The sequence below is a fragment of the Pantoea sp. X-Soil-OKNW-556 genome (genome assembly GCF_059730695.1).
Genome location: NZ_AP035990.1, coordinates 3,762,631 through 3,787,456, shown reverse-complemented (window position 1 = coordinate 3,787,456; position 24,826 = coordinate 3,762,631). Strand labels below are relative to the sequence as shown.

The 24,826-nt window shown below is 53.7% G+C and carries 18 protein-coding genes and 1 tRNA gene; 15 read left to right on the top strand and 4 right to left on the bottom strand.

The features are described from left to right. Positions 1–240: 240 nt before the first annotated feature. Positions 241–3,090 (top strand): sensor domain-containing protein, encoded by a 2,850-nt coding sequence (locus tag AC6I8T_RS17585; RefSeq protein ID WP_497834189.1) that lies wholly within the window; start codon positions 241–243, stop codon positions 3,088–3,090. A gap of 33 nt (positions 3,091–3,123) precedes the next feature. Here the strand turns inward: AC6I8T_RS17585 and ftnA are convergent, their stop codons facing one another. After that, on the bottom strand, positions 3,124–3,630 hold the full coding sequence (gene ftnA / locus AC6I8T_RS17580) for a non-heme ferritin (protein ID WP_021183412.1): 507 nt from the start codon (positions 3,628–3,630) through the stop codon (positions 3,124–3,126). A 467-nt stretch (positions 3,631–4,097) separates the two neighbouring features. Between ftnA and AC6I8T_RS17575 the strand changes: the two genes are divergently transcribed. The 13 genes from AC6I8T_RS17575 to mrdA all read left to right on the top strand — a co-directional run bounded on the left by AC6I8T_RS17575 (position 4,098) and on the right by mrdA (position 18,097). Next, the gene (locus AC6I8T_RS17575) at positions 4,098–4,766 is read left to right on the top strand and encodes a nucleoside recognition domain-containing protein (protein WP_021183411.1); all 669 of its coding nucleotides are present in this window, start codon (positions 4,098–4,100) and stop codon (positions 4,764–4,766) included. Next, complete coding sequence (locus AC6I8T_RS17570) at positions 4,756–5,229, top strand: YjiG family protein (protein ID WP_021183410.1); 474 nt, start codon at positions 4,756–4,758, stop codon at positions 5,227–5,229. Before AC6I8T_RS17575 ends, AC6I8T_RS17570 begins: the two co-directional genes overlap by 11 nt. A 10-nt stretch (positions 5,230–5,239) precedes the next feature. After that, positions 5,240–6,343: an amidohydrolase gene (locus tag AC6I8T_RS17565; protein ID WP_497834188.1), complete on the top strand. Its 1,104-nt coding sequence runs from the start codon at positions 5,240–5,242 to the stop codon at positions 6,341–6,343. A gap of 252 nt (positions 6,344–6,595) precedes the next feature. Beyond that, on the top strand, positions 6,596–8,185 hold the full coding sequence (prfC, locus tag AC6I8T_RS17560) for a peptide chain release factor 3 (protein ID WP_013510477.1): 1,590 nt from the start codon (positions 6,596–6,598) through the stop codon (positions 8,183–8,185). Positions 8,186–8,443: 258 nt separating this feature from the next. Beyond that, a complete protein-coding gene (gene osmY / locus AC6I8T_RS17555; RefSeq protein ID WP_021183407.1) occupies positions 8,444–9,058 on the top strand; it encodes a molecular chaperone OsmY in 615 nt (204 codons plus the stop codon). 113 nt (positions 9,059–9,171) lie between these two features. Beyond that, a complete protein-coding gene (locus AC6I8T_RS17550; protein ID WP_013510475.1) occupies positions 9,172–9,333 on the top strand; it encodes a DUF1328 domain-containing protein in 162 nt (53 codons plus the stop codon). Positions 9,334–9,476: 143 nt separating this feature from the next. Continuing rightward, the gene (locus tag AC6I8T_RS17545; RefSeq protein WP_497834187.1) at positions 9,477–10,529 is read left to right on the top strand and encodes a patatin-like phospholipase family protein; all 1,053 of its coding nucleotides are present in this window, start codon (positions 9,477–9,479) and stop codon (positions 10,527–10,529) included. Next, positions 10,526–11,302: a TatD family hydrolase gene (locus tag AC6I8T_RS17540; RefSeq protein ID WP_208723613.1), complete on the top strand. Its 777-nt coding sequence runs from the start codon at positions 10,526–10,528 to the stop codon at positions 11,300–11,302. Before AC6I8T_RS17545 ends, AC6I8T_RS17540 begins: the two co-directional genes overlap by 4 nt. A 283-nt stretch (positions 11,303–11,585) precedes the next feature. Then, on the top strand, positions 11,586–12,365 hold the full coding sequence (gene deoC / locus AC6I8T_RS17535) for a deoxyribose-phosphate aldolase (protein ID WP_208723614.1): 780 nt from the start codon (positions 11,586–11,588) through the stop codon (positions 12,363–12,365). Between the two features lie 53 nt (positions 12,366–12,418). Then, positions 12,419–13,741 (top strand): thymidine phosphorylase, encoded by a 1,323-nt coding sequence (gene deoA, locus AC6I8T_RS17530; RefSeq protein ID WP_208723615.1) that lies wholly within the window; start codon positions 12,419–12,421, stop codon positions 13,739–13,741. A 95-nt stretch (positions 13,742–13,836) separates the two neighbouring features. After that, entirely contained in the window at positions 13,837–15,060 is a 1,224-nt protein-coding gene (gene deoB / locus AC6I8T_RS17525) for a phosphopentomutase (RefSeq protein ID WP_021183402.1), read from the top strand. Positions 15,061–15,093: 33 nt separating this feature from the next. Beyond that, positions 15,094–15,807, top strand: coding sequence for a purine-nucleoside phosphorylase (gene deoD / locus AC6I8T_RS17520; protein WP_013510469.1), 714 nt, complete (start codon positions 15,094–15,096; stop codon positions 15,805–15,807). A gap of 397 nt (positions 15,808–16,204) precedes the next feature. Continuing rightward, positions 16,205–18,097: a penicillin-binding protein 2 gene (gene mrdA, locus AC6I8T_RS17515; RefSeq protein ID WP_497834186.1), complete on the top strand. Its 1,893-nt coding sequence runs from the start codon at positions 16,205–16,207 to the stop codon at positions 18,095–18,097. Positions 18,098–18,141: 44 nt separating this feature from the next. Here mrdA and AC6I8T_RS17510 read toward each other — a convergent pair whose 3' ends face one another. After that, a complete protein-coding gene (locus AC6I8T_RS17510) occupies positions 18,142–19,464 on the bottom strand; it encodes a methyl-accepting chemotaxis protein (RefSeq protein WP_497834185.1) in 1,323 nt (440 codons plus the stop codon). A 193-nt stretch (positions 19,465–19,657) separates the two neighbouring features. Between AC6I8T_RS17510 and AC6I8T_RS17505 the strand changes: the two genes are divergently transcribed. Then, positions 19,658–19,733, top strand: a tRNA-Phe gene (locus AC6I8T_RS17505). A gap of 86 nt (positions 19,734–19,819) precedes the next feature. On the opposite strand, the gene AC6I8T_RS17500 is transcribed toward AC6I8T_RS17505, so the two are convergent. After that, positions 19,820–22,357, bottom strand: a complete 2,538-nt coding sequence (locus tag AC6I8T_RS17500; protein WP_497834184.1) for a M60 family metallopeptidase — start codon at positions 22,355–22,357, stop codon at positions 19,820–19,822. Between the two features lie 157 nt (positions 22,358–22,514). Next, a complete protein-coding gene (locus AC6I8T_RS17495; protein ID WP_208723619.1) occupies positions 22,515–24,821 on the bottom strand; it encodes an Orn/Lys/Arg family decarboxylase in 2,307 nt (768 codons plus the stop codon). Positions 24,822–24,826: the final 5 nt, after the last annotated feature.

Genomic DNA, 24,826 nt, shown 5'->3' with positions numbered 1-24,826 from the left:
CGAATTTGTGTCGTTTTCAGTGGATGTCACGGTGCTGACATCTGAATGCCGTCAACACAATGTAATTTATTGCGTATCCCACTGAACAATTTCTCGCCACTGCCGATAACCAAATTACCAACTTTCGCCTGTAAGCTGATAGCGCTTGTCAACGCTGCGTATTTGCTATTAAGTCTGCAGAGCAATTAAGAATTTTCCTGGGTTACCAGGTGACATCAGGCCAGCAATAGGCAAATAAAAATGGATAATAATTCTGACGTCATGTACCGCTTGCTTGTGCAAAGCGTGCTTGATTACGCCATTTACATGCTCAAGCCGGACGGTACGGTAGCGAGCTGGAACGCTGGCGCACAACGCGCCAAGGGCTACACCGCTGAAGAAATTATCGGCAAGAATTTCGCGCTGTTTTACAGTGAAGACGATCGTAAAAATGGTGCACCGCTGCGTGGCTTAGCCAATGCCACCGCCACCGGACGTTTTGAGACTGAAGGCTGGCGTTTCCGCAAAGATGGCAGCGCCTTTTGGGCGCATGTGATTATTGATGCGATCCGCGATCAATATGGCGAGCTGCTCGGCTTTGCCAAAATCACCCGTGATTGTACCCAGCAACAGGAGCAACAACGCAGGCAGCGTGAGCAGGAAGAACGGTTCCGCCTGCTGGTGGAGGGTGTCACCGATTACGCCATCTATATGCTGGATCTGGACGGCAACGTCGAAAATTGGAATGCCGGTGCGCAACGCGCCAAAGGGTATGTCGCGGAAGAGATCGTCGGACAGAATTTTTCACGCTTTTACAGCGCACAGGATCGCCTCAACCATATCCCGGAGAAGAACCTCGGTATCGCGTTTAAAACCGGGCGTTTTGAAGATGAAGGCTGGCGTTATCGTAAGGATGGCAGTGCCTTTTGGGCGCATGTGATTATCGATGCCATCCGTGATGATGCCGGCAAGTTGATCGGCTACGCCAAAATTACCCGTGACTGCACCGAACAACAGGCGTTACTGCGCGCCCAGCGTGAGCAGGAAAAAACCTTTCGGCTGTTGGTCACCGGGGTGCGGGATTACGCCATTTACATGCTGGATGTGCAGGGGCGGGTGGTGAACTGGAATGCCGGGGCGCAACGGGCGAAAGGCTATCGTTCCGAAGAGATTGTCGGCCAGCATTTTTCGGTGTTCTACGGTGCACAGGAGCGCCAGTCGAAAGCGCCGGATGCCAACCTGGGTATCGCGCTGAAAACCGGTCGCTTTGAGGATGAGGGCTGGCGTTATCGTAAGGACGGCTCCGCCTTCTGGGCGCATGTGGTGATCGATGCTATCCACAATGAAGAAGGCCGACTGATTGGCTTTGCAAAAATCACCCGTGATGTGACTGAACGTCGTGAACATGAGCAGCAGTTGCTGCGTGCACGGGATTTGGCCGAAGCGCAGAGCGCCAAAGCCTCTGAGCTGTCGAAATTCCTCGACACCATCATTACCCATATCCCGTCGTGTGTGATTGTTGAAGACGCCATCACCCGTGAAATTCTGATGGTCAACGACAAAGCCGAGCAGTTGTTCGGCATCAACAAGTTATTGATCATGCATAAACGGCCGCATGAATGTATGTCGGCAGAGCTGAGTGATTACTTCAACAGCCTGGCGGATATTGCCCTGCGCAGTGAAGGTATCCATACACGCGAGCAACTGTTGCTGACGGCGGGCGGCGAGCGCATTCTGCATACCCGCGCCACCACTATCGCCGGAAAAGATCTGCGGCAGAACTTCGTGATGCTGATTGTGGAGGACGTGACCGACCAGCGTGAAGCGGATGCGCGTATTCACCATATGGCGCACCACGACAACCTGACCAGCCTGCCCAACCGCATTCTGTTCCGCCAGAAACTGAGTGAGGCACTGCGCGCGGATACACAGGGCGGGTATATCACCGCCACGCTGTGTCTCGATCTCGATAACTTCAAAAACGTCAACGATGCGCTGGGCCATCAGATTGGTGATGACCTGTTGCGTACGGTGGCAAAGCGTTTGCGGAATGTATTGCGGGATCACGACACCCTGGCACGTATTGGCGGTGATGAGTTTGCGATTGTGCTGCCTGGCATTCGTAACGCCGATGAAGGCGCCGTGGTAGCGCAGCGACTGATTGAAGCGATTCGTCCTCCGGTCAATCTGGAGGGACATAATCTGTCAGTCGGGCTGAGCGTCGGGATTGCGCTGAGTTCACAGGCCGCTAACACGCCGGAACATATGCTGCGCTGCGCTGATATGGCGCTGTACGAAGCCAAACGTAATGGCCGAAATCGTTATGAGCATTTCACGCTGGAGATGGATGACCTGGCGCGGAGTCGCCGGGTGATCGAGAACGATCTGCGCGATGCGATTAGCGGACGTCAGCTCAAGCTCTACTATCAGCCGATCACCGATGGTGATGAGAAAGGGATCATTGGCTATGAAGCGCTGATGCGCTGGCATCACCCGATCAAAGGGTTGATCATGCCGAACGATTTTATCCCGATCGCCGAAGAAACCGGTCTGATCCATCTGCTGGGGGCGTACGCGCTGTATGAAGCCTGTCGTGAAGCAGCAAGCTGGGAAGGGGACCAATCGGTGTCGGTTAACCTGTCGCCGTTGCAGTTCAAAAACAGCTCGTTGGTATCGGTGGTAGAAGGCGCGTTGCGTGAGTCCGGACTGGCACCGCATCGTCTTGAGGTGGAGATCACCGAATCGGTGTTGCTGGATGATACCCTCGGTAATATTCGTACTCTGCAAAGTCTGAAAGCGCTGGGCGTGCAAATTGCGCTGGACGATTTCGGCACGGGTTATTCATCTCTCAGCTACCTGCGGTCCTTCCCGTTCGACAAAATCAAAATCGACAAGTCGTTTATCAGCGATATGGGTGACAGTCGTGAAGCGCTGGCGATTATCCGGGCTATCACCGGGATGAGCCGGAGTCTGGATATTCAGATCACCGCAGAAGGGGTGGAGAGCAGCGAGCAGTTTGCCCGGTTGCGTGAAGAGGGTTGTACCCTGTTCCAGGGCTACCTTTTTGGTCGGCCGCAGCCTTCAGAGCTACGCTTAAAAACGCTGGAATAAAACAAATCGGCCCGCAATGCGGGCCGTTTTATCTTATGCGCCGTGGCTTTCGGTATTCATACGGCCCAGATCTTTGTCGATCAGGAACAGGCCTTCACCTTTGCTGCCCACCAACGCCAGTTTATCCAGCACGGTTTTGAACAGCTTCTCTTCTTCATGCTGCTCCGCCACGTACCATTGCAGGAAGTTGAAGGTGGAGTAATCCTGCGTGGTCATCGCCGCATGAGCCAGTTCATTGATTTTGCTGGTGATCAGCTTTTCATGATTTAACGTTTCTTCGAACAGTTCAGCCAGGGAGTTCCAGCTGACCGGCGGCGCCGCGATGCTGCCCAGTACTGGCAGAGAACCGGCATCGCTCAGGTAATCAAACAGGCGCTGCATATGTTCCATCTCTTCGCGAGAGTGCATTTTCAGGAAGGAGGCAGCCCCTTCAAAACCTTTGTCACTGCACCAGGCACTCATTTGCAGGTAGAGGTTGGCAGAGAAGAATTCCAGATTCAGTTGGTCATTCAGACGAGCAGTCATTTCAGCAGTTAACATGGCTGATTCCTTTTTTAAATTTTTCAGGTGAGTGCGGTGAATTATGCATCAACCTATACTTTTTTGTGAAGTGATTTTCGTCAAAAAGTTGAATTTATCTTATTGATTATAAATGGAATTATTCAGGTTTTTGAATGCGACCGATTCTCATTTTTGTCTTCTTTTCATTCGGATTTATTGCACCATAATGATGCGTCGAGGTTGCCTGTTTAGCGTGCACTCACTGCGTTATTGATTTTATTTTCAGCGATCTGATTACCTGACGAAAATATTGATGTGAGAAATAAAGGCATCTGCGCTGAATTTCTTCAGGCAGAAAGATTGATATTTCGGTCATTTAATTGTTACTGAACAAAATTAGCGCTTTCGCAATTAAAGAAAATTCCAGCTGGCATAAATCCTGCTTAGAACTTAGTTCCATATATTGCAACTGTCTGGTTAAAAAATAACGCCAGCAGGAGGGTTTTATGTCTGAAGAAAAAATCATTGCTACCCATGAACGGGTGTCGGCGGGTATCGGCGGTTACGTCGCGTTGATATTGGCCATTCTGTTTTTCTCCGGCTTATTTTATAAGGTGGACGGTTTTAGCTGGTTAGGGGCGTTTGATTTCACCACGCTGGGCGGCAGTTTCGGCACCATGAAAGAATCGACCAATACCTTCCTCGGTGCCGGTGGCCTGAGCGCCAAAGCAGGTTTTCTGTTTGCGTTGTCGCTGGCCCCAACGGTGATGCTGGCGTTGGGCGTACTGGAGATCTTTACCCATTACGGTGCGATTCGCGCCGCGCACAAGTTGTTGACGCCGCTGCTGAAACCGTTGATGGGTTTGCCGGGTCGCTGTGGTCTGGCATTAATTACCGATCTGCAAAGTACCGATGCTGGCGCTGCATTAACCAAAGAGATGTACGACCAGCAACAGGTCAGCAAAAAAGACATCGTGGTGATGTCCGCCTGGCAATATTCCGGTGCCGGTTTGATCAATAACTATTTTGCTATCGGCTCGGCGTTGTTTGCTTCAATGACGGCTCCGATCATTATTCCGCTGGTGTTAATGTTTGTTCTCAAATTCGTCGGTGCGGCTTTTGTCCGTTTCATGTTAAATAGTGTTTATAAAAAGGATTTTGCCGATGTCAAATAATGCTCCGTCACGGGTGAATAATAACCCGTTCGATATTTTTATCGTGGGTGCGCGTAAAGGCTTCCATATCGCTATCCATAATCTGATGCCAAATGTGGTGATGGCTTATGTGCTGGCGGAAGTGCTGAATCTGCTGGGCATTATGCAATTCCTCGGGCATCTCTTTGCCCCGGTGATGGGGCTGTTTGGCCTACCGGGGGAAGCCATTACTGTGTTGCTGACGGCCTGGTTATCCTCCTCGGCAGCAGTGGGGGTGGCAGTCAGTCTGCTGACCAAAGGGACTCTGAGCGGAGCGGATATCACTATCCTGGCCCCGGCAATTTTCCTGATGGGATCACAGTTGCAATACATGGGTCGCCTGTTGGGTGTTGCCGATGTGCCGAAGAAATACTGGCCGCTGTTGATGCTGACCAGCATCATCAATGCGGTGATCGCCATGCTTGTGATGCGTTTTTTTGTTTAGGAGCTAACCGGTGTCCAACGTCTTAGAACATTATCATTTTCTGCATGAAATCCCGGAACTGGGTTTTCAGGAGTTTAAAACCTCAGCCTATATCGCCGACCAGCTGGAACAGGCGGGGATCAAAGTCACTCGCGGCATTAACAACACCACCGGCATTGTGGCGGAAATTGACAGCGGTGTGCCCGGCCCGGTGCTGGCATTGCGTGCGGATATGGATGCACTGGGACATGTCATTGATGGTGTCGCTTGTGCACGCCATACCTGCGGTCATGATGGTCACTCCTCGGTGGTTCTGACTGCCGCACAGGAGCTGTTGAAAGAAGGGGCAATCAAAAAAGGCCGCCTGAAGTTATTGTTCCAACCCGCTGAGGAACTGGGCGCAGGCGCGCTGTCGATGATCGAGGGCGAGGCGATGGAGGATGTCGAGATGATCCTCGGTTTCCATGTGCGCCCGCTGGAAGAATGCCATGTGGGACAGGCGACGCCTGCGGTGATCTATTCTGCCTGTAGCACGCTGGAAGCGACCATCAAAGGCGTTCCGGCCCATGCGGCACGCCCGCACCTTGGCGTGAATGCGCTCGACGCGGCGGTACAGGCGGTGCAGGCCGTGAACAGTATCCATCTGTCACCGGGGCTGAACTGGAGCGTCAAAGCGACACGTTTTCTCTGTGATGCCGGTGTCACCAACTCGGTACCGGATGAAGCGCGCGTGGTGTGGGACCTGCGTTCGCAGGAAAACGAACCGATGGATATCCTCAAACAAAAAGTGACGCAGGCGGTGCTCAATAGCGTTGCGGCACTGGGGGCAACTGCCGAGGTGGTGGTGCTCAAGGAAATGCCTGCGGCGGAGATCCATGAGGAGGCGACGGCGGTGATTCGGGCGGCGATTGTTGATGTGCTGGGCGAAGAGGGGCTGCTGGGCGCGAAAACGACGCCAGGCAGTGAAGATTTCTTCTATTACCCGGTGAAATGCCCAACGGTGAAAGCCGGATTCTGGGGATTAGGCACCAACCTGGTGCCGGGCCTGCATCACCCTGAGATGCGTTTTGAACTGAGTTCGCTGGAAATTGGGGTGAAGATCTTCAAAGCCGCCGTAACACGGGTGCTGGGTTAGTTTTTCCTTGCCCTAACCCTAACCCTAACCCTCACCCGCCAGCGGGAGAGGGGACCGATCGAGCATATAGCACACCTCCTTCTCCCGCTGGCGGGAGAAGGCTGGGATGAGGGGGCTGCGTGCACCCAACATTCCCCACCTCACTGAAATATTGTATGCTATGCCGCCTGAATAACCGCTGGCTCAGCCCCGGTCACCCTGATTTATTCGCAGCGCGCGGCTCGTGCGTTGCCCTTTGAGAAGATTTCACTGATGTCTAATGCTCCCTTTTTACAAGAGGTGGCGCGCCGCCGTACCTTCGCGATCATTTCGCACCCGGACGCCGGTAAAACCACTATCACCGAGAAAGTTCTGCTGTTCGGACAGGCGATCCAGACCGCCGGTACGGTAAAAGGCCGTGGATCAAACCAACACGCCAAATCCGACTGGATGGAGATGGAGAAGCAGCGTGGTATCTCCATCACCACCTCGGTGATGCAGTTCCCCTATCGTGACAGCCTGGTGAACCTGCTGGATACCCCCGGGCACGAAGACTTCTCGGAAGATACCTACCGTACGCTGACGGCGGTGGACTGCTGCCTGATGGTGATCGATGCCGCCAAAGGTGTTGAAGATCGTACCCGTAAGCTGATGGAAGTGACCCGTCTGCGTGATACGCCGATCATCACCTTTATGAACAAACTTGACCGTGATATCCGCGACCCGATGGAGCTGCTGGATGAAGTCGAGAACGAGCTGAAGATCGCCTGTGCGCCTATTACCTGGCCGATCGGCTGCGGCAAACTGTTTAAAGGCGTGTATCACCTCTATAACGATGAAACCTATCTGTACCAGACTGGTCAGGGGCACACCATTCAGGAAGTGCGTATCGTTAAAGGGCTGAACAATCCGGATCTCGACAAAGCCGTCGGTGAAGATCTGGCGCAGCAGCTGCGCGATGAGCTGGAGCTGGTGCAGGGTGCATCCAACGAATTTGATGAAGAGTTGTTCCTGAGCGGCGAAATCACCCCGGTGTTTTTCGGCACCGCGCTGGGTAACTTTGGCGTTGACCATATGCTGGATGGCCTGGTTTCCTGGGCACCGGCACCGATGCCGCGTCAGAGCGACACCCGTACCGTGGAAGCTAAAGAAGAGAAGTTCAGCGGCTTCGTGTTCAAGATTCAGGCCAACATGGACCCGAAACACCGCGACCGCGTGGCTTTTATGCGCGTGGTATCCGGTAAATATGAGAAGGGCATGAAGCTGCGTCAGGTTCGCATCGGCAAAGATGTGGTGATCTCTGACGCGCTGACCTTTATGGCCGGTGACCGTTCACATGTGGAAGAAGCCTATCCGGGCGATATCATCGGTCTGCACAACCACGGCACCATCCAGATTGGCGACACCTTCACCCAGGGTGAGAACATGAAGTTCACCGGTATTCCGAACTTCGCCCCTGAGCTATTCCGTCGTATTCGCCTGCGCGATCCGCTGAAGCAGAAACAATTGCTGAAGGGTTTGGTACAGCTGTCGGAAGAGGGCGCAGTACAGGTATTCCGTCCGGTGCATAACAACGATTTGATCGTTGGTGCGGTGGGTGTGTTGCAGTTTGACGTGGTAGTCGCGCGCCTGAAAAGCGAATACAACGTTGAAGCAATTTACGAATCGGTCAACGTGGCAACCGCGCGTTGGGTTGAATGTGCTGACGTGAAGAAATTCGATGAATTTCAACGTAAAAACGAGATCAACCTTGCGCTGGATGGCGGCGATAACCTGACCTATATTGCCCCAACCATGGTGAATCTGAATATCACCCAGGAACGTTATCCTGACGTGACTTTCCGCAAAACGCGCGAGCATTAATCGCCGTTTTCTCCAGGGCCTGTGGTTTCCACTGGCCCTGTTTTTCCCTTCCAGACTCCTCTTAAAAACGCTGTTTTTTTCGCTTTTTGGCGAGATATCAACCACAAAAACCGGCAAAACCCTCAGTCCCGTCTATGATCATTCTGTCGGACGAGAAAAGAAACTTCAGGTTTCATTGCGTCCATTATCGCAGCAACGCCGTTTGTTGCTGGCTCATTCGCGGTTGCGGATGCGTAAACGGATAGAAGGATGATATCGATGATTAAGACTAAGATTGCCAAAACCCTGATTGCCGCTCTGGCGGGTTCGGCCCTGATGAGTGGCGCAGCACTGGCCGATGAATCCCTGACGCAAAAAGCGCAGGCGACCGCCGACAGTGCCGGGGCAAAAATCGATAGCTCTATGAAAAAAGTCGGTGGGTATATGGATGACAGCGGCATCACCGCCAAAGCGAAAGCGGCGCTGGTGGATGATGAAGCGATAAAAAGCACGGATATCTCAGTAAACACGCATCAGGGCGTAGTGACCTTGAGCGGTTTTGTCACCTCTCAGGATCAGGCGGAAAAAGCCGTAGCCGTGGTGCAGAAAGTTGAAGGGGTGAAATCCGTCAGTGACAAACTGCACGTTAAAGACAGCAAAACCACCTCACTGAAAGGTTATGCCGGGGATGCGGCAACCACCAGTGAAATCAAAGCTAAACTTTTAGCGGATGACATCGTGCCATCACGCAACGTGAAGGTGGAAACCACGGATGGCGTGGTGCAGTTGTCCGGTACGGTTGCCAACAAGGCGCAGTCGGACCGCGCTGAACAGATCGCCAAAGCCATTGAAGGCGTGAAAAGTGTCAAGAATGACCTGACGATTAAATCTTAACCCTGGGCGCTGCGGCTTTTCGTATCCGCCGCAGCGTAATAACAACATCTTTCTGCACACCCACATTGGGATGAACTAAGCAGTTCGATTTTCACGATGGTAAGGAGAGGCTTATGTTTCGTTGGGGCATTATCTTTCTGGTGATCGCACTGATTGCTGCAGCATTAGGATTTGGCGGTCTGGCGGGTACGGCAGCATGGGCGGCTAAAATTGTCTTTATTGTCGGTATTATTCTGTTCCTCATCAGCCTGTTTACCGGGCGTAAACGACCCTGACTCTGAGTCATAGTTCGCTCACCCGGCAGTAGCCTGAAGCGGAGACCAGTCAGGGCATAATAATGACTGGTTCTCCGGGTTGCGGGCGGTGGCGATTCTGCGCTTTAGCACCCCTCAGAGAAAGAACCGCTGAGGGACACATCTTGGGTATACGCATCCCTGTGACGCTGGGAACCATCGAACCCTTAGCGCTCACGCCCTTCAAATCAAACAAAATTGCGCTGGTGTGCGAAGGTGGCGGTCAACGTGGCATCTTTACCGCCGGAGTGCTGGATGAGTTTCAGCGTGCAGGCTTCAATCCTTTTGATCTGATGCTTGGCACCTCCGCAGGCGCACAAAATCTCTCAGCGTATGTCTGCGCCCAACCGGGTTATGCGCGGCGCGTGATCACCCGTTACACCACCAGCAAACTCTTCTTTGATCCGGTGCGTTTTGTGCGTGGCGGAAATCTGATCGATCTGGACTGGCTGGTAGATATCACCAGTCAGGAGCTGCCGTTGGCGATGAGCACGGCGGAGGGGCTGTTTGCCAAAGGCAGTGAGTTTTATATGTGCGCTTGCCGCAGCGATGATTACAGCGCGCATTACTTCAGCCCAACCCGCAATACCTGGCTCGATATCATCAGAGCCTCCAGTGCCATTCCGGGGTTCTATCGCAGCGGCGTGGAGATGGATGGCATCAGTTATCTGGATGGCGGTATCAGCGATGCCATTCCGGTGCGTGAGGCGGCCCGGCGGGGTGCCGATACCGTTGTGGTGATTCGCACCGTTCCGTCGCAGATGTCGTACACACCGAAATGGATCAAGCGCATGGAACGCTGGCTGAGCGACAGCGCTTTGCAGCCAATGATCAACATCTTGCATCAGCACGAAGAAAGTTATCATGATATTCAACAATTTATCGATCAGCCGCCGGGGGATTTGCGCATTATCGAGATCTTCCCACCCAAACAGTTAGCCAGTAACGCGCTGGGCAGTCGCATCGCCTCGTTGAATCAGGATTACCATCTGGGGCGGCGCTGCGGCCGCTATTTCCTGGCCACGCTCGGGCAGTGGCTGAGTGATGCCGAACCATTTGTGCGGCATACTGTCGTTACGCCACCTGCTGCGGTGGCGAATGCGCCGGATAACCGCGAGGTCAACACGCCAGACGTGGCCGGTAACGATGCTGATTATGATGCAGGTTCGCTGGCATGAGATTTATCGATACCCACTGCCATTTTGACTTCCCGCCGTTTGTTGATGCGGCGGAAGCGAGCATTGTGCGTGCTGCGCAGGCAGGGGTTGAACGTATTATTGTACCCAGCGTCGATGCCAGCCGCTTTGCGCTGGTCAGCCAGCTGGCACAACAACATGCCGCGTTATATGCCGCGCTGGGGCTGCATCCGATTCAGATCGCCGTGCATCAGGATACGCACCTTGATCAACTGACGGATTGTCTGCACACCCCGGACGTAAAACGCGTGGCATTGGGGGAGATCGGACTCGATCTGTATATGGACGATCCCCAGTTCGACAAACAAACCCGGCTGCTGGATGGGCAGTTGAAGCTAGCCAAACGTTTCGATCTGCCGGTGATCCTCCATTCACGTCGTACCCACGATCAGCTGGCGCTGCATTTGCGCCGTCACGATCTGCCGCGCCGTGGTGTGGTGCACGGTTTTGCCGGTAGCCTGCAACAGGCACAGCGTTTTATCCAACTTGGCTATGCGATCGGCGTCGGTGGCACCATTACCTATGAACGCGCCAGTAAAACGCGTAACACCATCGCAGCATTGCCGCTGGATTCCCTGTTACTGGAAACCGATGCGCCTGATATGCCGCTGAACGGTTATCAGGGCGAACCCAATCGCCCGGAGCGAGCACGGCTGGTGTTTGATGTCTTGTGCCAGCTACGCCGTGAGCCGCCGGATGTCATCGCTGATGCGCTATGGCAAAACAGCCTGCGCGTCTTCAATCTCCCCGACTGAACCTGGTCTGATCCCTGCGTGCTGCTCTGAATTGGCTACATTTACAGGGTGGTGGCGACACAACTTTCTCAATTAATGTGATAATAATAACATCTGCATTCCCGATCGTACCGGGCATGTAATGGTGATATTTTGTGATTTTTATCACCTAATAAATGTATTATTTGCACAGTTTTCTTTTTTCATGTGATGAATGATCGAATATTTCGTCGCTCAAATTGTTAGAATTATCACATTCCTTGGCGGGCGACTTCCGCCCAGGCTGACTTTTTTGGAGAGCACCATGACTGATTTCACCGCAGCCGCGCAGCGCGCACTGCAACTGATGGATTTGACCACACTGAACGATGACGATACTGACGAAAAAGTAATCGCGCTGTGCCGCCAGGCCAAATCACCCGCTGGTAACACCGCCGCTATCTGTATCTACCCGCGCTTTATCCCGGTGGCGCGCAAAGCGTTGCGCGAGCAGGGCACACCGGAAATCCGTATCGCCACGGTGACCAACTTCCCGCATGGCAATGATGATCTGGATATCGCACTGGCGGAAACCCGCGCGGCGATCGCTTACGGTGCCGATGAGGTGGATGTGGTGTTCCCGTATCGCGCGCTGCTGGCGGGCAATCGTCAGATCGGTTTTGATCTGGTGAAAGCCTGCAAAGAAGCTTGTGCGGCATCTGGTGTATTGCTGAAAGTCATTATCGAAAGCGGTGAACTGAAAGATGCGGCGTTAATCCGTGAGGCTTCCGAAATCGCTATCGATGCCGGTGCCGACTTTATCAAAACCTCCACCGGTAAGGTGCCGGTCAACGCCACGCCGGAAACCGCCGCTATCATGCTGAGCGTGATCCGCGATAAAGGCGTGCAGCAGCAGGTCGGTTTTAAACCGGCAGGTGGCGTGCGCAGCGCAGAGGATGCGGCCCATTATCTGCAACTGGCCGACGATATCCTTGGTGCGGGTTGGGCGGATGCGCGCCATTTCCGTTTTGGCGCTTCCAGCCTGTTGGCGAGCCTGCTTAATACGCTGGGCCATGTCACCACCGCCAGCAAAGCTGGGTATTAATTGTTTTCGTAGCGGCGCGATTTATCGCGCGATTTTCAGCCGGGGAGGCAACCTTGTTCCTGCCACAAGAAATTATTCGCAAAAAACGCGATGGTCGTGAGTTGAGCGAAGCGGAGATCCGTTTCTTTATCAACGGTGTGCGTGATAACAGCGTATCAGAGGGACAAATCGCCGCGCTGGCGATGACCATCTGGTTCCACGATATGTCGCTGGCCGAACGCGTGGCGCTGACGATGGCGATGCGTGATTCCGGCACGGTGTTGAACTGGCAGGCGCTGAACCTCAACGGGCCAATTGTCGATAAACATTCAACCGGCGGCGTGGGTGATGTGACTTCGCTGATGCTTGGCCCGATGATCGCCGCCTGTGGTGGTTATGTGCCGATGATCTCGGGTCGTGGTCTTGGCCATACCGGCGGCACGCTGGATAAGCTGGAAGCGATCCCCGGTTTTGACATCTTCCCGAGCGATGATCGTTTCCGCGAGATCATCAAAGAAAATGGGGTGGCGATCATCGGTCAGACCAACTCACTGGCACCGGCTGACAAACGTTTTTACGCGACACGCGATATCACCGCCACCGTTGATTCGATCCCGCTGATCACCGCCTCGATCCTGGCGAAAAAGCTGGCGGAAGGGCTGGATGCGTTGGTGATGGATGTCAAAGTGGGCAGCGGTGCCTTTATGCCAACCTTTGAAGCCTCAGAAAACCTGGCACAGGCGATTGTCGGCGTTGCCAATGGCGCAGGGTGCAAAACCACCGCGCTGCTGACCGACATGAATCAGGTGCTGGCTTCCAGCGCCGGTAACGCCCTGGAAGTGCGCGAAGCGGTGCAGTTCCTTACCGGCGAAGCGCGTAATCCCCGCCTGCTGGAGGTGACGCTGGCGCTGTGCAGTGAAATGCTGATATCCGGCAAGCTGGCGTCAAATGACTCCGAGGCTCGGCAGCAACTGCAACGGGTGCTGGATAACGGCCAGGCGGCAGAGGTGTTTGGCCGTATGGTAGCCGCGCAGCAAGGCCCGACGGACTTTATCCAGCGTATGGACCATTACCTGCCTGCCGCCATGCTGAGTAAAGCGGTGTATGCCGACCAGCCGGGCATTGTCAGCGCGATGGATACCCGCGCCCTCGGCATGGCGGTGGTGGCACTGGGCGGTGGTCGTCAACGCGCCAGCGATACCATTGATTACAGCGTTGGTCTGAGCGAAATGATTACCCTTGGGGCGCAGGCTGATGCACAACGCCCACTGGCGGTAATCCACGCCGCAACCGAAGCGCAATGGCAGCAGGCTGCCGCTGCGGTCAAAGCAGCCATCACCCTGAGTGACACTGCGCCGCCTGAGACGCCGGTGGTTTATCGCCGCATCAGCGAATAGTTGCCGCCGCTGCGTGCCAGGCCGAAGCCATTCGGGTATACTGATCTGATCGCTTTTTTTTGACTTGTCATCGCGCAGTTGCGCAGGAGACTTGCATGAAACGTGCTTTTATTATGGTGCTCGATTCCTTTGGGATCGGCTCCAGCAAAGACGCCGCTAAGTTCGGCGATGAAGGATCGGATACGCTCGGCCATATCGCCGAAGCGTGCTTTGCAGGCCAGGCCAATGAAGGCCGCGAAGGTCCGCTGCACTTGCCAAACCTCACCGCGCTGGGGTTGGGTAAAGCCGCTGAACTCTCCACCGGGCGTTTCCCGCCAGGGTTGGATCCGCGTGCGGAAATTATCGGCGCCTATGCCTACGCCAGTGAACTCTCCTCCGGTAAAGATACGCCGTCAGGCCATTGGGAAATTGCCGGTGTGCCGGTACTGTTCGACTGGGGCTACTTCAGCGACAAGGAGAACAGCTTCCCGCAGGAACTGCTGGATAAACTGGTACAACGCGCCGATCTGCCAGGCTACCTCGGCAACTGTCACTCATCCGGGACGGTGATCCTTGACCAACTCGGCGAGGAGCACATGAAAACCGGCAAGCCGATTTTCTACACCTCGGCGGATTCGGTATTCCAGATTGCCTGCCATGAAGAGACGTTTGGACTGGAGCGGCTGTACGAGCTGTGCGAAATCGCCCGTGAAGAGCTGACCGAAGGTGGCTACAACATTGGTCGTGTGATTGCGCGCCCGTTTGTTGGCGACAAGGCCGGTCACTTCCAGCGCACCGGCAACCGCCACGATCTCGCGGTTGAACCACCGTCACCGACCATGCTGAAAAAGCTGGTGGATGAGAAGGGCGGCGAAGTGATTTCCGTGGGCAAAATCGCGGATATCTACGCGCAGCAGGGCATCACGCAAAAAGTGAAAGCCACCGGTCTGGATGAATTGTTCGACGCCACGATCGCGCAAATGAAGAAAGCGCCGGATCAGTCGATTGTGTTCACCAACTTCGTCGATTTTGACTCGACCTGGGGCCATCGTCGCGATATCGCCGGTTATGCTGGCGGGCTGGAGCTGTTTGACCGTCGTCTGCCTGAGCTGATGGAACTGGTGAAGGAGGATGACATTCTGATCCTGACCGCCGACCACGGTTGTGACCCCAGCTGGCACGGTACCGAACATACCCGTGAGCATATTCCGGTGTTGATCTACGGCCCGAAAGTTAAACCCGGCTCTCTGGGTTATCGTGATACCTTTGCCGATATCGGCCAGACAATCGCACACTATTTTGGCCTGTCCAGCATGGACTACGGCAAAAGCATGCTGTAAAACAGCGACCAATTTTTAATAAGGAAAATAACGATGGCAACGCCTCATATTAATGCAGAAATGGGTGATTTCGCGGACGTGGTTCTGATGCCGGGCGATCCGCTGCGTGCGAAGCACATTGCAGAAACCTTCCTCGAAAATGCGGTTGAAGTGAACAACGTACGCGGCATGCTGGGTTACACCGGGACGTACAAAGGTCGCAAAATTTCGGTGATGGGCCACGGTATGGGTATCCCATCCTGCTCGATCTACGCCAAAGAACTGATCACCGAGTTTGGTGTGAAGAAGATTATCCGTGTAGGTTCCTGCGGCGCGGTGCGTGCGGATGTGAAACTGCGCGATATCGTCATTGGTATGGGTGCCAGCACGGATTCCAAAGTGAACCGTATGCGCTTCAAAGACCACGATTTCGCTGCGATTGCCGATTTCGACATGGTGCGTAACGCCGTTGATGCGGCTAAAGCTCTGGGTGTTGACGCGCGCGTTGGTAACATCTTCTCCGCTGACCTGTTCTACACCCCGGACCCGCAGATGTTCGACGTCATGGAAAAGTACGGCATCCTCGGTGTGGAGATGGAAGCGGCGGGTATCTACGGCGTGGCAGCAGAATTTGGTGCCAAAGCGCTGGCGATCTGTACCGTGTCGGATCATATCCGTACCCACGAGCAGACCACTGCGGCTGAGCGTCAGACTACCTTCAACGATATGATTAAGATCGCGCTGGAGTCGGTGCTGCTGGGGGATTAATTCCTCTGCGCCAGGTTACCCTCACCCCGGCCCTCTCCCATGAGGGAGAGGGAGACGTGCAATATGCTCGATCGGTTGCTTCTCCCATGAGGGAGAGGGAGACGTGCAATACGCTCGATCGGTTGCCTCTCCCATGAGGGAGAGGGAGACGTGCAATACGCTCGATCGGTTGCCTCTCTCGTTTGCGGGAGATAGAAACACGCTCGATCGGTTGCCTCTCTCGTTTGCGGGAGATAGAAACACGCTCGATCGGTTCCCTCTCCCGCTTGCGGGAGAGGGTTAGGGTGAGGGGTGAAACCATCTGTCACACTTTTACCCAGGCTTGTGCATCTTCCTGCTGGCTCTGACGCGAGAACTCCCTATCATTAGCGGGCTAACGATGAGATAAAGCCCCCCGATGAATTTCCGTAATTTCGAAGCCGAAGAGAAACTGTTTGTTCGCCGCGCGATCGTGGCCTTTGCGTTGGTGGTGATCTGTTTCACTATCCTCGGTGTTAACCTCTACCATTTGCAGGTGGATGAGCACAGCTACTACGCGACGCGATCCAACGAAAACGACATCAAAATGATCCCCATCGCGCCGACGCGCGGGCTGATTTACGATCGCAACGGCATTCCGCTGGTGCGTAATGTCACCTGGTACGACATCCTGCTGACCCCTTACAAAATCGATGATATGAAGGCGACCATTGCAGCGCTGACGCCGATTGTCGATTTAACCCCGGAAGAGATCGACACCTTCTGGAAAAACCTCAAGCAAAACAGCCGCTACAAACCGGTGGTGCTGAAAGAAGAACTGACTGACGAGCAGGTGGCGCGATTTGCAGTCAACCAATTCCGCTTTACCGGCGTGAGTATCGATACCTACCAGGATCGCCAATATCCCTATGGTGCTGACCTGGCGCATGTGGTCGGTTACGTGTCGAAAATTAACGATAACGACTACAAACGCCTGAACGAAGAGGGCGTGGGTGAAAACTATGCCGCTGACCACAACATCGGTAAGCAGGGCATTGAAGGCTATTACGAATCGGTTCTGCATGGCAAAACCGGTTATCAGGAAGTCGAAGTGGATAACCACGGCCGCATCGTGCGCGTCCTGAAAGAAGTGCCGCCGGTTGCCGGGAAAAATATCTATCTGACGCTCGACCTGCATCTGCAACAGTATGTCGAGAGCCAACTGGTGGGGCAACGTGCGGCGGTGCTGATTGAGGATCCGCATGATGGCAGCGTGCTGGCAATGGTTTCCAGCCCCAGCTATGACCCGAACCCCTTTGTGAAAGGCATCAGTTATCAGGCGTATAAAACCCTGTTGCAGGATAAGAACCTGCCGTTGATTAACCGTGTGACCCAGGGCCTTTACCCGCCTGCTTCAACGGTGAAACCCTATATGGCGATGTCGGCGCTGCTAACTGGCGTCATCACCCCGCAAACCACCTTCTTTGGCGCGCCGACCTGGACGCTGCCGGGGACCGATCGTAAATACCGCGACTGGAAAAAAAGCGGTCACGGCATGCTGGATGTGACGCGCGCGATTGAGGAGTCGGCGGACACCTTCTTTTATCAGGTGGCGTTTATGATGGGGATTGACCGCATCCACCATATGCTCAGCCAGTTTGGCTACGGTAAACCGACCGGTATCGATCTCAATGAAGAATACGCCGGACTGCTGCCGAGCCGCGAATGGAAACAGAAAGTTCATAAGAAGGGCTGGTATCAGGGCGACACCGTCTCGGTGGGGATTGGACAAGGCTACTGGATTGCGACGCCGATTCAGATGGTAAAAGCGTTGGTGGCGTTAATTAACAATGGTCGGGTGATTAATCCGCATCTGTTAGGGAAAGTGCAGCTTGGCACCACCCAGCAGGCATATGCGCCAAAAGATCCGCAACCGCAAATTGGCGACCCGAAATCACCCTACTGGTCGCTGGTACGCCATGCCATGTTTGGAATGGCGAATGCACCTAACGGCACCGGTTATAAATATTTCCACACCGCCCCTTACGGCATAGCGGCAAAAAGCGGGACATCACAGGTATTTAGCCTGCGGCAGAACCAGGTCTACAACGCGAAAATGATCCCGACGCGCCTGCGTGACCATATTTTTTACACCGCCTTTGCGCCGTTCAACGATCCTAAAGTGGCGGTGGCGTTGATTCTGGAAAACGGCGGGAATGAAGGGATTACCGCTGCGCCGGTGATGCGTAATATCCTCGACCATATCTTCCTGCCGCCGCCAGCCGTGCCGCTGGAGACCGCGAATATCGCTAACGCGCCTGCGGCTCATTAATGGAACCACCCCGCTGTGTCACCAGGTCAGCGGGGTCGTGCCGATTACTCGCCTTTTAACGTCTTGGTGACGTGGCTAATGGCACGCACGACATCGTCGGCACTGTCACGGATTTCTGTCATCACGCCGCCAGCCTGTTGTGCCAGCACAACGCCCTGATCGGCGCGCTTCAGGTTGGATTCAATCCCTTTCAACGCCTTATCCGCCAGTTGGTGGTTCTGCTGCACCTTGCTCTCAATTTCGCTGGTGGCGCGGTTGATGTTTGCCGCCAGGGTTCGCACCTCGTTGGCGACCACCGCAAAGCTGCGACCGTGTTCACCGGCGCGCGCAGCTTCAATTGCCGCGTTAAGCGCCAACAGATTGGTTTGATTTGCGATACTGCGAATACTTTCCACAATCGCGCCGATACGGTCGGAGGAATTGCTCAGGTTATGGATATCGCCGGAAATATCCTGAAGCTCACTGGCAAGGTCATGCATGGTTTGCACGCTGTTCTCAATCACCGTTGCGCCAAGTCGGGTGTTTTCCGTGGTTTGTTGGGCGGTTTGATAGGCCTGCTGGGCCGCCTTGCGCTCCTGTTGGTTCTTCTCCACCTGTGCCGTGACGTCGGTGGCAAACTTCACCACTTTATACAGCTCACCGTGTTCGCTAAATACCGGGTTATAGGTGGCACGCAGCCAGACGATGCTGCCTTGTTTGTTCACGCGCTGAAACTGGCCGGAAATAAACTCACCTCGATTCAGTTTCTGCCAGAACTGCTGATATTCTGGGCTGTTACGTAGCTCCTCCGTGCAGAACAGGCTGTGATGGCGACCCACGATCTCATCGGCATGATAATGCATGGTGTTGAGGAAGTTAGCATTGGCTTGCAGCACTTCACCTTTCAGGTTAAAGGCGATCACGGCCATAGAGCGCTCAATGGCCGTGGTCATGGCGCGTTGTTCCTGGGCATCAACAATATGCTCAGTAATATCCGTCGCCAGCTTAATGATTTTAATCACCCGACCGCTGCGATCCTGCACCGGCACATAATTGGCTTCCAGCCAGATGGGACGGCTGTTTTTAGCCACCCGCAGAAACTTATTGCTGAAGGCTTCGCCGCGATTCAGCCGCCGCCAAAAATCACCATATTGGGGTGACTGGATCAGATCGGCCGTACAGAACATGTTGTGATGTTGACCGACGATTTCCGCCAATGTGTATCCCATACAACTGAGAAACAGGTCATTGGCGGTCAGGATACGTCCTTGCGGTGTGAACTCGATGATGGCGATAGCATCATGCAACGCGTTAAGCGTGGCTGAGGGATGGCTGCGCCGCTGCCACGCCAAACGTGACAGAATGCCTGATGTGATAGTGGTAAACATGGTGAACCTTATTTTATTGGTATGGTATCAGTTCGGTTATCGGCGCGATCGATTAAAAATCCACCGAAAAAGCGTGACTGGACATGAATTTTTACCACTTAGTCCGTTGGTTGCTGCAAAAGACGGCAGTCAGTTGCATTTCGCTGAAAAGCGTTTGACGGTACGGGCTGGTTAGGGTTTAATGCGCCCCGTTGCCCGAATAGCTCAGTCGGTAGAGCAGGGGATTGAAAATCCCCGTGTCCCTGGTTCGATTCCGGGTTCGGGCACCACTATTCAGAAAACCCAGCCTTATGGCTGGGTTTTTGCTTTTTGGGCCAGAACAAACCTTTTGCTCAGGGCAACGAATCAGCAAGGATTAATGGTATTTCCACGCCTGAGTCCAACTGATTCCTTTACCTGGCTCATAATGCATCTGTGACCACTGGCCCGTCTGGCTGCACCAGCCGGCAACGGTACACTCAAACAACTTACCGTCATGTTTCACCACATCACCTTTCGCATAACGGGTGCCATACACCCAGGCTGGGTAATCGCTACCTCCGTTCGCAATAGCCGGAACCGTAATTTCCTCCTCCAGATCGCGACTATGGTTACCTGCGGTGACGCTCACTTTAACCTTCAGGGTTTGTGGCTGAGTGGTTTTTGTCACCGTGAAACTTTGGTTAGCCCAGCCGTTAGTGCCACCGTGAGCAACAGCGGGTAAGGTCCAGCGATAAGACGGGGTGCTGGTTGCGGTGACGTCAGAGGAGACGCCGCCGCTAAAGACCATGTTTTCACCTTTGTCATTGGCAATCATCTTCAGCTTCGCAGCGGTGACAAATGCCTGATCACTATTCTGTACCGGCGTAGTCACATTGATGGTGTGGTTTTGTGAGGCGGTGCGTGCACCTGCGACACTGGTTGCGGTCACTTTTACGGTGTAGCTACCGGCTTCCAGACCGGATTTCACCTGCCCATGTTGGTCAATTCCTGCGGTAACAACCTGGTTGCCTTTTAACAGTGACCAGTCATAACTGGCTTGTTCAAAGTTAGCCTGCGCCTCCAGTTGAACCGGTGAAGTCGAATCCATACTTACCGGGCCGATAATGTCGACTGCTGGCGCGATGGCGGAGACGGTCAGCGTTTTTCTGTCGCTTCCGTGCTTACTGCTCGCCGTAACTTCAAAACGCGTAGAGACGTTAGCCACATTCTTAGGAATCACCACCTCCACTGTCGCGGTGTTGTTGGTTTTGGTGTAGATACGCGCATCGCCATCAATGCGCTTCCATTGATAGCTGACATCATTCTGGTCGCTGCTGGCGGTGACGCTATAACCAAAACCATTGTTGTAAGTTGCGACAGCGACGATGTTGTCCCGACTCAGATTCACCTGGGGTGCCGGCTGCTCGCCTTGCTCTTCACCTGGTTGTGGTAGTTTGAGATCAGCAACTTTCTGTCCAGCCTGGGCGCTGAAATTCAGTCCCCACTGCGTGAAGTACTGGCGCAAATCCTGCCCGGCAGCCTGGCTGTAAGCCACCACACTAAAGTCGATGACCTTTTGTTTTGAACCTATAACGGAATCGGTCTTTTCTGCGATGGTAGTGCCTGGTGCCTGCTGAATTGCCTTCAAACGCCTTTGGTTAACATGAGGGAAGAAATCTTCACCATACGAGAAGCGTAAACGTGAAAAGAAGTTGAGTTGCTTCCAGAGGTTATTAATGGCGCTGTAATCTGGATAATGCATGCCGGAAGCAATAAAGTTAGCCACTGCCTGCTTGTCCCAGATACCCTCTTCAGGAGAAATATCGACATGGCACTGGTTCAGGGGAACTTCGCGACCCTTAAACATTTGGCAGGCTTCAATGGAATAGCGGTTAACCTGGATTTCAGAGAAGGTACTAAATGCCTCTTTAATCGGCTCGTACTCATGACCAATTTCATGCCAGACTCCCCAGTTATCGCCGTTCTTATCATTCATGCGATTGGCATGGAAGCCGACACCGATATAACCGTTGCGATAATCCGCGAAGCAACAGTTATCGTAATTCGTGAACATCGAACCCCTGGGGGAGGTGAACAGATATTCTGTGCCATCCATACCATTGATCTTTTCGTACAGCGCCGCGACACGCAGGTTGTCACCCAATACTTTGCCAACCATTTCATCGGTTTGCTGTGCGATTCTGTTCGGAACTACCGTGTTTGCATGCCCGTCATATAAGAGCGCAAAACCAAATTTACCTGCAACCGTTTTACTTCCCGCCCAATCACTTTGGCGACTCTGCCCTAAAATAAATAAATGGCTGTTGCTGCCGCCATTTATTTTAAAGGGAACAAATTCGCTCACTTGTTGTTTATCCGGATCACCACAGCCTAATAATAAAACGCCGGATTTTTTAAACGTGTAGGTGTTGTCGCTTTGCGCGGTTAATTGTTGTTGATCCAGATACATGGCATCTTTATCCGCAAACTCACGCCCAGTCGCCGCATAGCACTTTGCGCCCGCAGGGATATTGCCAACACTCACGGTGATATTTTGCCCGGCTTCGCCAAAGGTTCGGGTAAAAAAGAAAATACCACGACCCATGGTGGCATAAGGCGCGTTGATCCAATCTTTGGTTTCATGGTGGGCCACCGGCATATTGTAACGATCCGGGAACCCGGGAGGGTACATCTCCATCGTTCGTTTCAGCCAGAACAAAGGTGTGCGGCTATCGAACGAATCTCGAAGTCCTTTCTCCGTATCCTGACGTAATTCTTCCAGGCTGGTGCCAATATGCGGCAGCGCCTCAATAAACCCGGCATTGCTGCTAAATTCTTCCCACCACGGAGAGCTGCTGGCGCTTGCATGACCTGTAAGCAGCAGCGGGGAAAGTGCCAGGGTGATCCCCATAGCTAATTGATTTAACTTCACGATTTTTCATTCCATTGAGATGTAGTCCCGGTATTCTTGTGGCTGTTGAAATATTTTGAAATCAGATAGTGGAATGGATGACCAAGATAATTCCTGGTCGCACTCAGATGTGGCGAAGGATTGCCTGGTCGTTACACCGACCAGGCATGATTCACTGCTACGGCTTTAATACCCAGATGTGATAAACACCGTCTTTCATTTCCGCGCCTTCCAGCTCTTTCTCGAAGCCTGGAAAGCGTTCGCCCCATTCGGCAATACTGCGGATATAACTGAGCCACGGGCCGTCTGCTTCACCAAAGCTTTCCCCAGGCATCACGATTGGGATACCGGGAGGATAGGGTATAACGCCGACGGCGGAGGTTCGTCCGGCCAGTTGCGTCAGCGGTAACTGCTCGCAATGACCAGCCATGTGCTTCTGAAACGCGTCACGCGGTAGTGTCACCGGTTGTGGCAGCTTGCCAAAGGCTTCCGATTGCAGGCGATCCATCTGGCTGGTGCGCATATAAGCGAACATCTCATCACAAATATCTTTCAGGCCCATTTTGCCGTAACGATCTTCATGGCCAGCAACCAGGTCAGGCAGGCAGCTTACCAGCAGCGTATTGGCATCATAATGCTGCTTAAATTCCAGCAAAACGTTAATCAGCGTGCCCCATTTTCCTTTGGTCACACCAACCGAAAACAGGCACAACACCATAAAGTCAGTAGTACGTGAAGGGACAATGCCATGCTGGCTCAGGAAGGCCGTCAGCATCGCAGCAGGGATACCACTTGCCTGCATTTCACCATCATCACCCATTCCGGGGCACAAAATGCCGGCTTTGATGGGGTCCAGCAGACACCATTCCTCCTCCAGATCGCCAAAACCGTGCCAGGCTTCGCCAGGTTTCAGTACCCAGCAGTTGGGATCACTAACCAACTGTTGGCGTGAAGCATCAACAAACGGAATGCGTTTACCGCTGGCGGCATCGGTGATTTCGGTCGCGTTCCACGGGGCGAAAAACCACTCCCCACGAGATTTGTAGGTCGCATTGACCTTTGCCAACGCGAGGCGAAAATCGACCGCTTCGTTAATCACCTCTTGGGTCAAGGTTTCCCCTTGCTTGCCGTCCATCATGGCGGCACCAACTTCGTTTGCGGCGATGATGGCGTAGAGCGGGGAAGTGGTAGCCTGCAACATATAGGATTCGTTAAAACGCGAATGCTCGACCGGCTTTTTGCCGTTGCGCACATGAATCCACGATGCCTGCGACAGTGCCGCAAGTAATTTATGCGTTGAATGCGTGGCAAACACCGTCGGTCCGGAAGGATCGTGATCGGCGGGATCGCCGCGCATCGCGAAGCGATCTTTATAGAATGGATTGAAGCGGGCATAGGCATACCAGGCTTCATCGAAGTGGATCTGATCAACGCTCTCGGCCAACAGCGCCTCCGCAACGCTGGCGTGATAGCACATACCGTCGTAGGTGCAGTTGGTGACCACCGCGTACACCGGCTTATCGTGAACTGCCAGTTCAGCAAACGGATGATGTTTGATTTTTTCCCGGATGGCGGCAGGTTCGAATTGACGCCGGGGGATCGGGCCAATAATGCCGAAGCGGTTACGTGTTGGTACGAAGAAGACCGGGATCGCACCGCTCATCACCAATCCTTGCTCGATCGATTTGTGGCAATTGCGATCGCACAGGGCGAACTCTTTATCGCCCAACACGGCTGCCATGATGGCGCGGTTGGAACCGGAGGTGCCGTTCAGCACTGAATAGCTTTGATGCGAGCCAAATATCCGTGCGGCATAGGCTTCAGAGTCTTTTATTGGTCCGGCGTGATCCAGCAACGAACCCAGAGAACCGCGTTCAATACCGGTATCGGTGCGGAACAGGTTTTCACCGAAAAAGTCATAAAACTCACGGCCCACGGCGGTTTTAGTAAAGGCAATCCCTCCCTGATGCCCCGGCGCTGCCCATGAATATTCCGGGGAGTGCTGGGTGTAATTAAACAGCGCTTTGGTAAAGGGGGGCAGCAGGCGGTCAAAATAGCGATCAATCAGCGTGATGGCGCGGGCGGCAATAAATTCCGCGGTATCCTCCAGCATCCAGACGAATTCATTCACCAGTTGCAGGACATCGAGATTGAGTGAATCGATGCAGGAGTGTTCAGCCATCAGTAATACCGGCACTTCACGATTGCGCTGACGAATGGTCTGCAACAGAGTAAAGGCCTCACGGTGGGTATCGTCGTCATTTTTACCTAAGGTCCAGTCGACAAACACGCAACACACCGATGAATCAGACATGATGGTGGCGACGGCATCGGTAAAACTGGCTGAGCCAATGACCGCCAGATTGTTCTCTTCCAGTGCTTCAATCAGCTCCAGCACAGCGCGACCACCGGTGGTATTGGGGGCAACAATGCTGTCGTCTACCACCAGCACGGTGCGTTTCTTATGTTGGCTCATATCTAACATCGTTG

Bases quoted from the DNA above. Each gene is read 5' to 3' on its own strand.
- AC6I8T_RS17585 (WP_497834189.1), top strand. From the start codon at position 241: ATGGATAATAATTCTGACGTCATGTACCGCTTGCTTGTGCAAAGCGTG.
- ftnA (WP_021183412.1), bottom strand. From the start codon at position 3,630: ATGTTAACTGCTGAAATGACTGCTCGTCTGAATGACCAACTGAATCTG.
- AC6I8T_RS17575 (WP_021183411.1), top strand. From the start codon at position 4,098: ATGTCTGAAGAAAAAATCATTGCTACCCATGAACGGGTGTCGGCGGGT.
- AC6I8T_RS17570 (WP_021183410.1), top strand. From the start codon at position 4,756: ATGTCAAATAATGCTCCGTCACGGGTGAATAATAACCCGTTCGATATT.
- prfC (WP_013510477.1), top strand. From the start codon at position 6,596: ATGTCTAATGCTCCCTTTTTACAAGAGGTGGCGCGCCGCCGTACCTTC.
- osmY (WP_021183407.1), top strand. From the start codon at position 8,444: ATGATTAAGACTAAGATTGCCAAAACCCTGATTGCCGCTCTGGCGGGT.
- AC6I8T_RS17550 (WP_013510475.1), top strand. From the start codon at position 9,172: ATGTTTCGTTGGGGCATTATCTTTCTGGTGATCGCACTGATTGCTGCA.
- AC6I8T_RS17540 (WP_208723613.1), top strand. From the start codon at position 10,526: ATGAGATTTATCGATACCCACTGCCATTTTGACTTCCCGCCGTTTGTT.
- deoC (WP_208723614.1), top strand. From the start codon at position 11,586: ATGACTGATTTCACCGCAGCCGCGCAGCGCGCACTGCAACTGATGGAT.
- deoB (WP_021183402.1), top strand. From the start codon at position 13,837: ATGAAACGTGCTTTTATTATGGTGCTCGATTCCTTTGGGATCGGCTCC.
- deoD (WP_013510469.1), top strand. From the start codon at position 15,094: ATGGCAACGCCTCATATTAATGCAGAAATGGGTGATTTCGCGGACGTG.
- mrdA (WP_497834186.1), top strand. From the start codon at position 16,205: ATGAATTTCCGTAATTTCGAAGCCGAAGAGAAACTGTTTGTTCGCCGC.
- AC6I8T_RS17510 (WP_497834185.1), bottom strand. From the start codon at position 19,464: ATGTTTACCACTATCACATCAGGCATTCTGTCACGTTTGGCGTGGCAG.
- AC6I8T_RS17495 (WP_208723619.1), bottom strand. From the start codon at position 24,821: ATGTTAGATATGAGCCAACATAAGAAACGCACCGTGCTGGTGGTAGAC.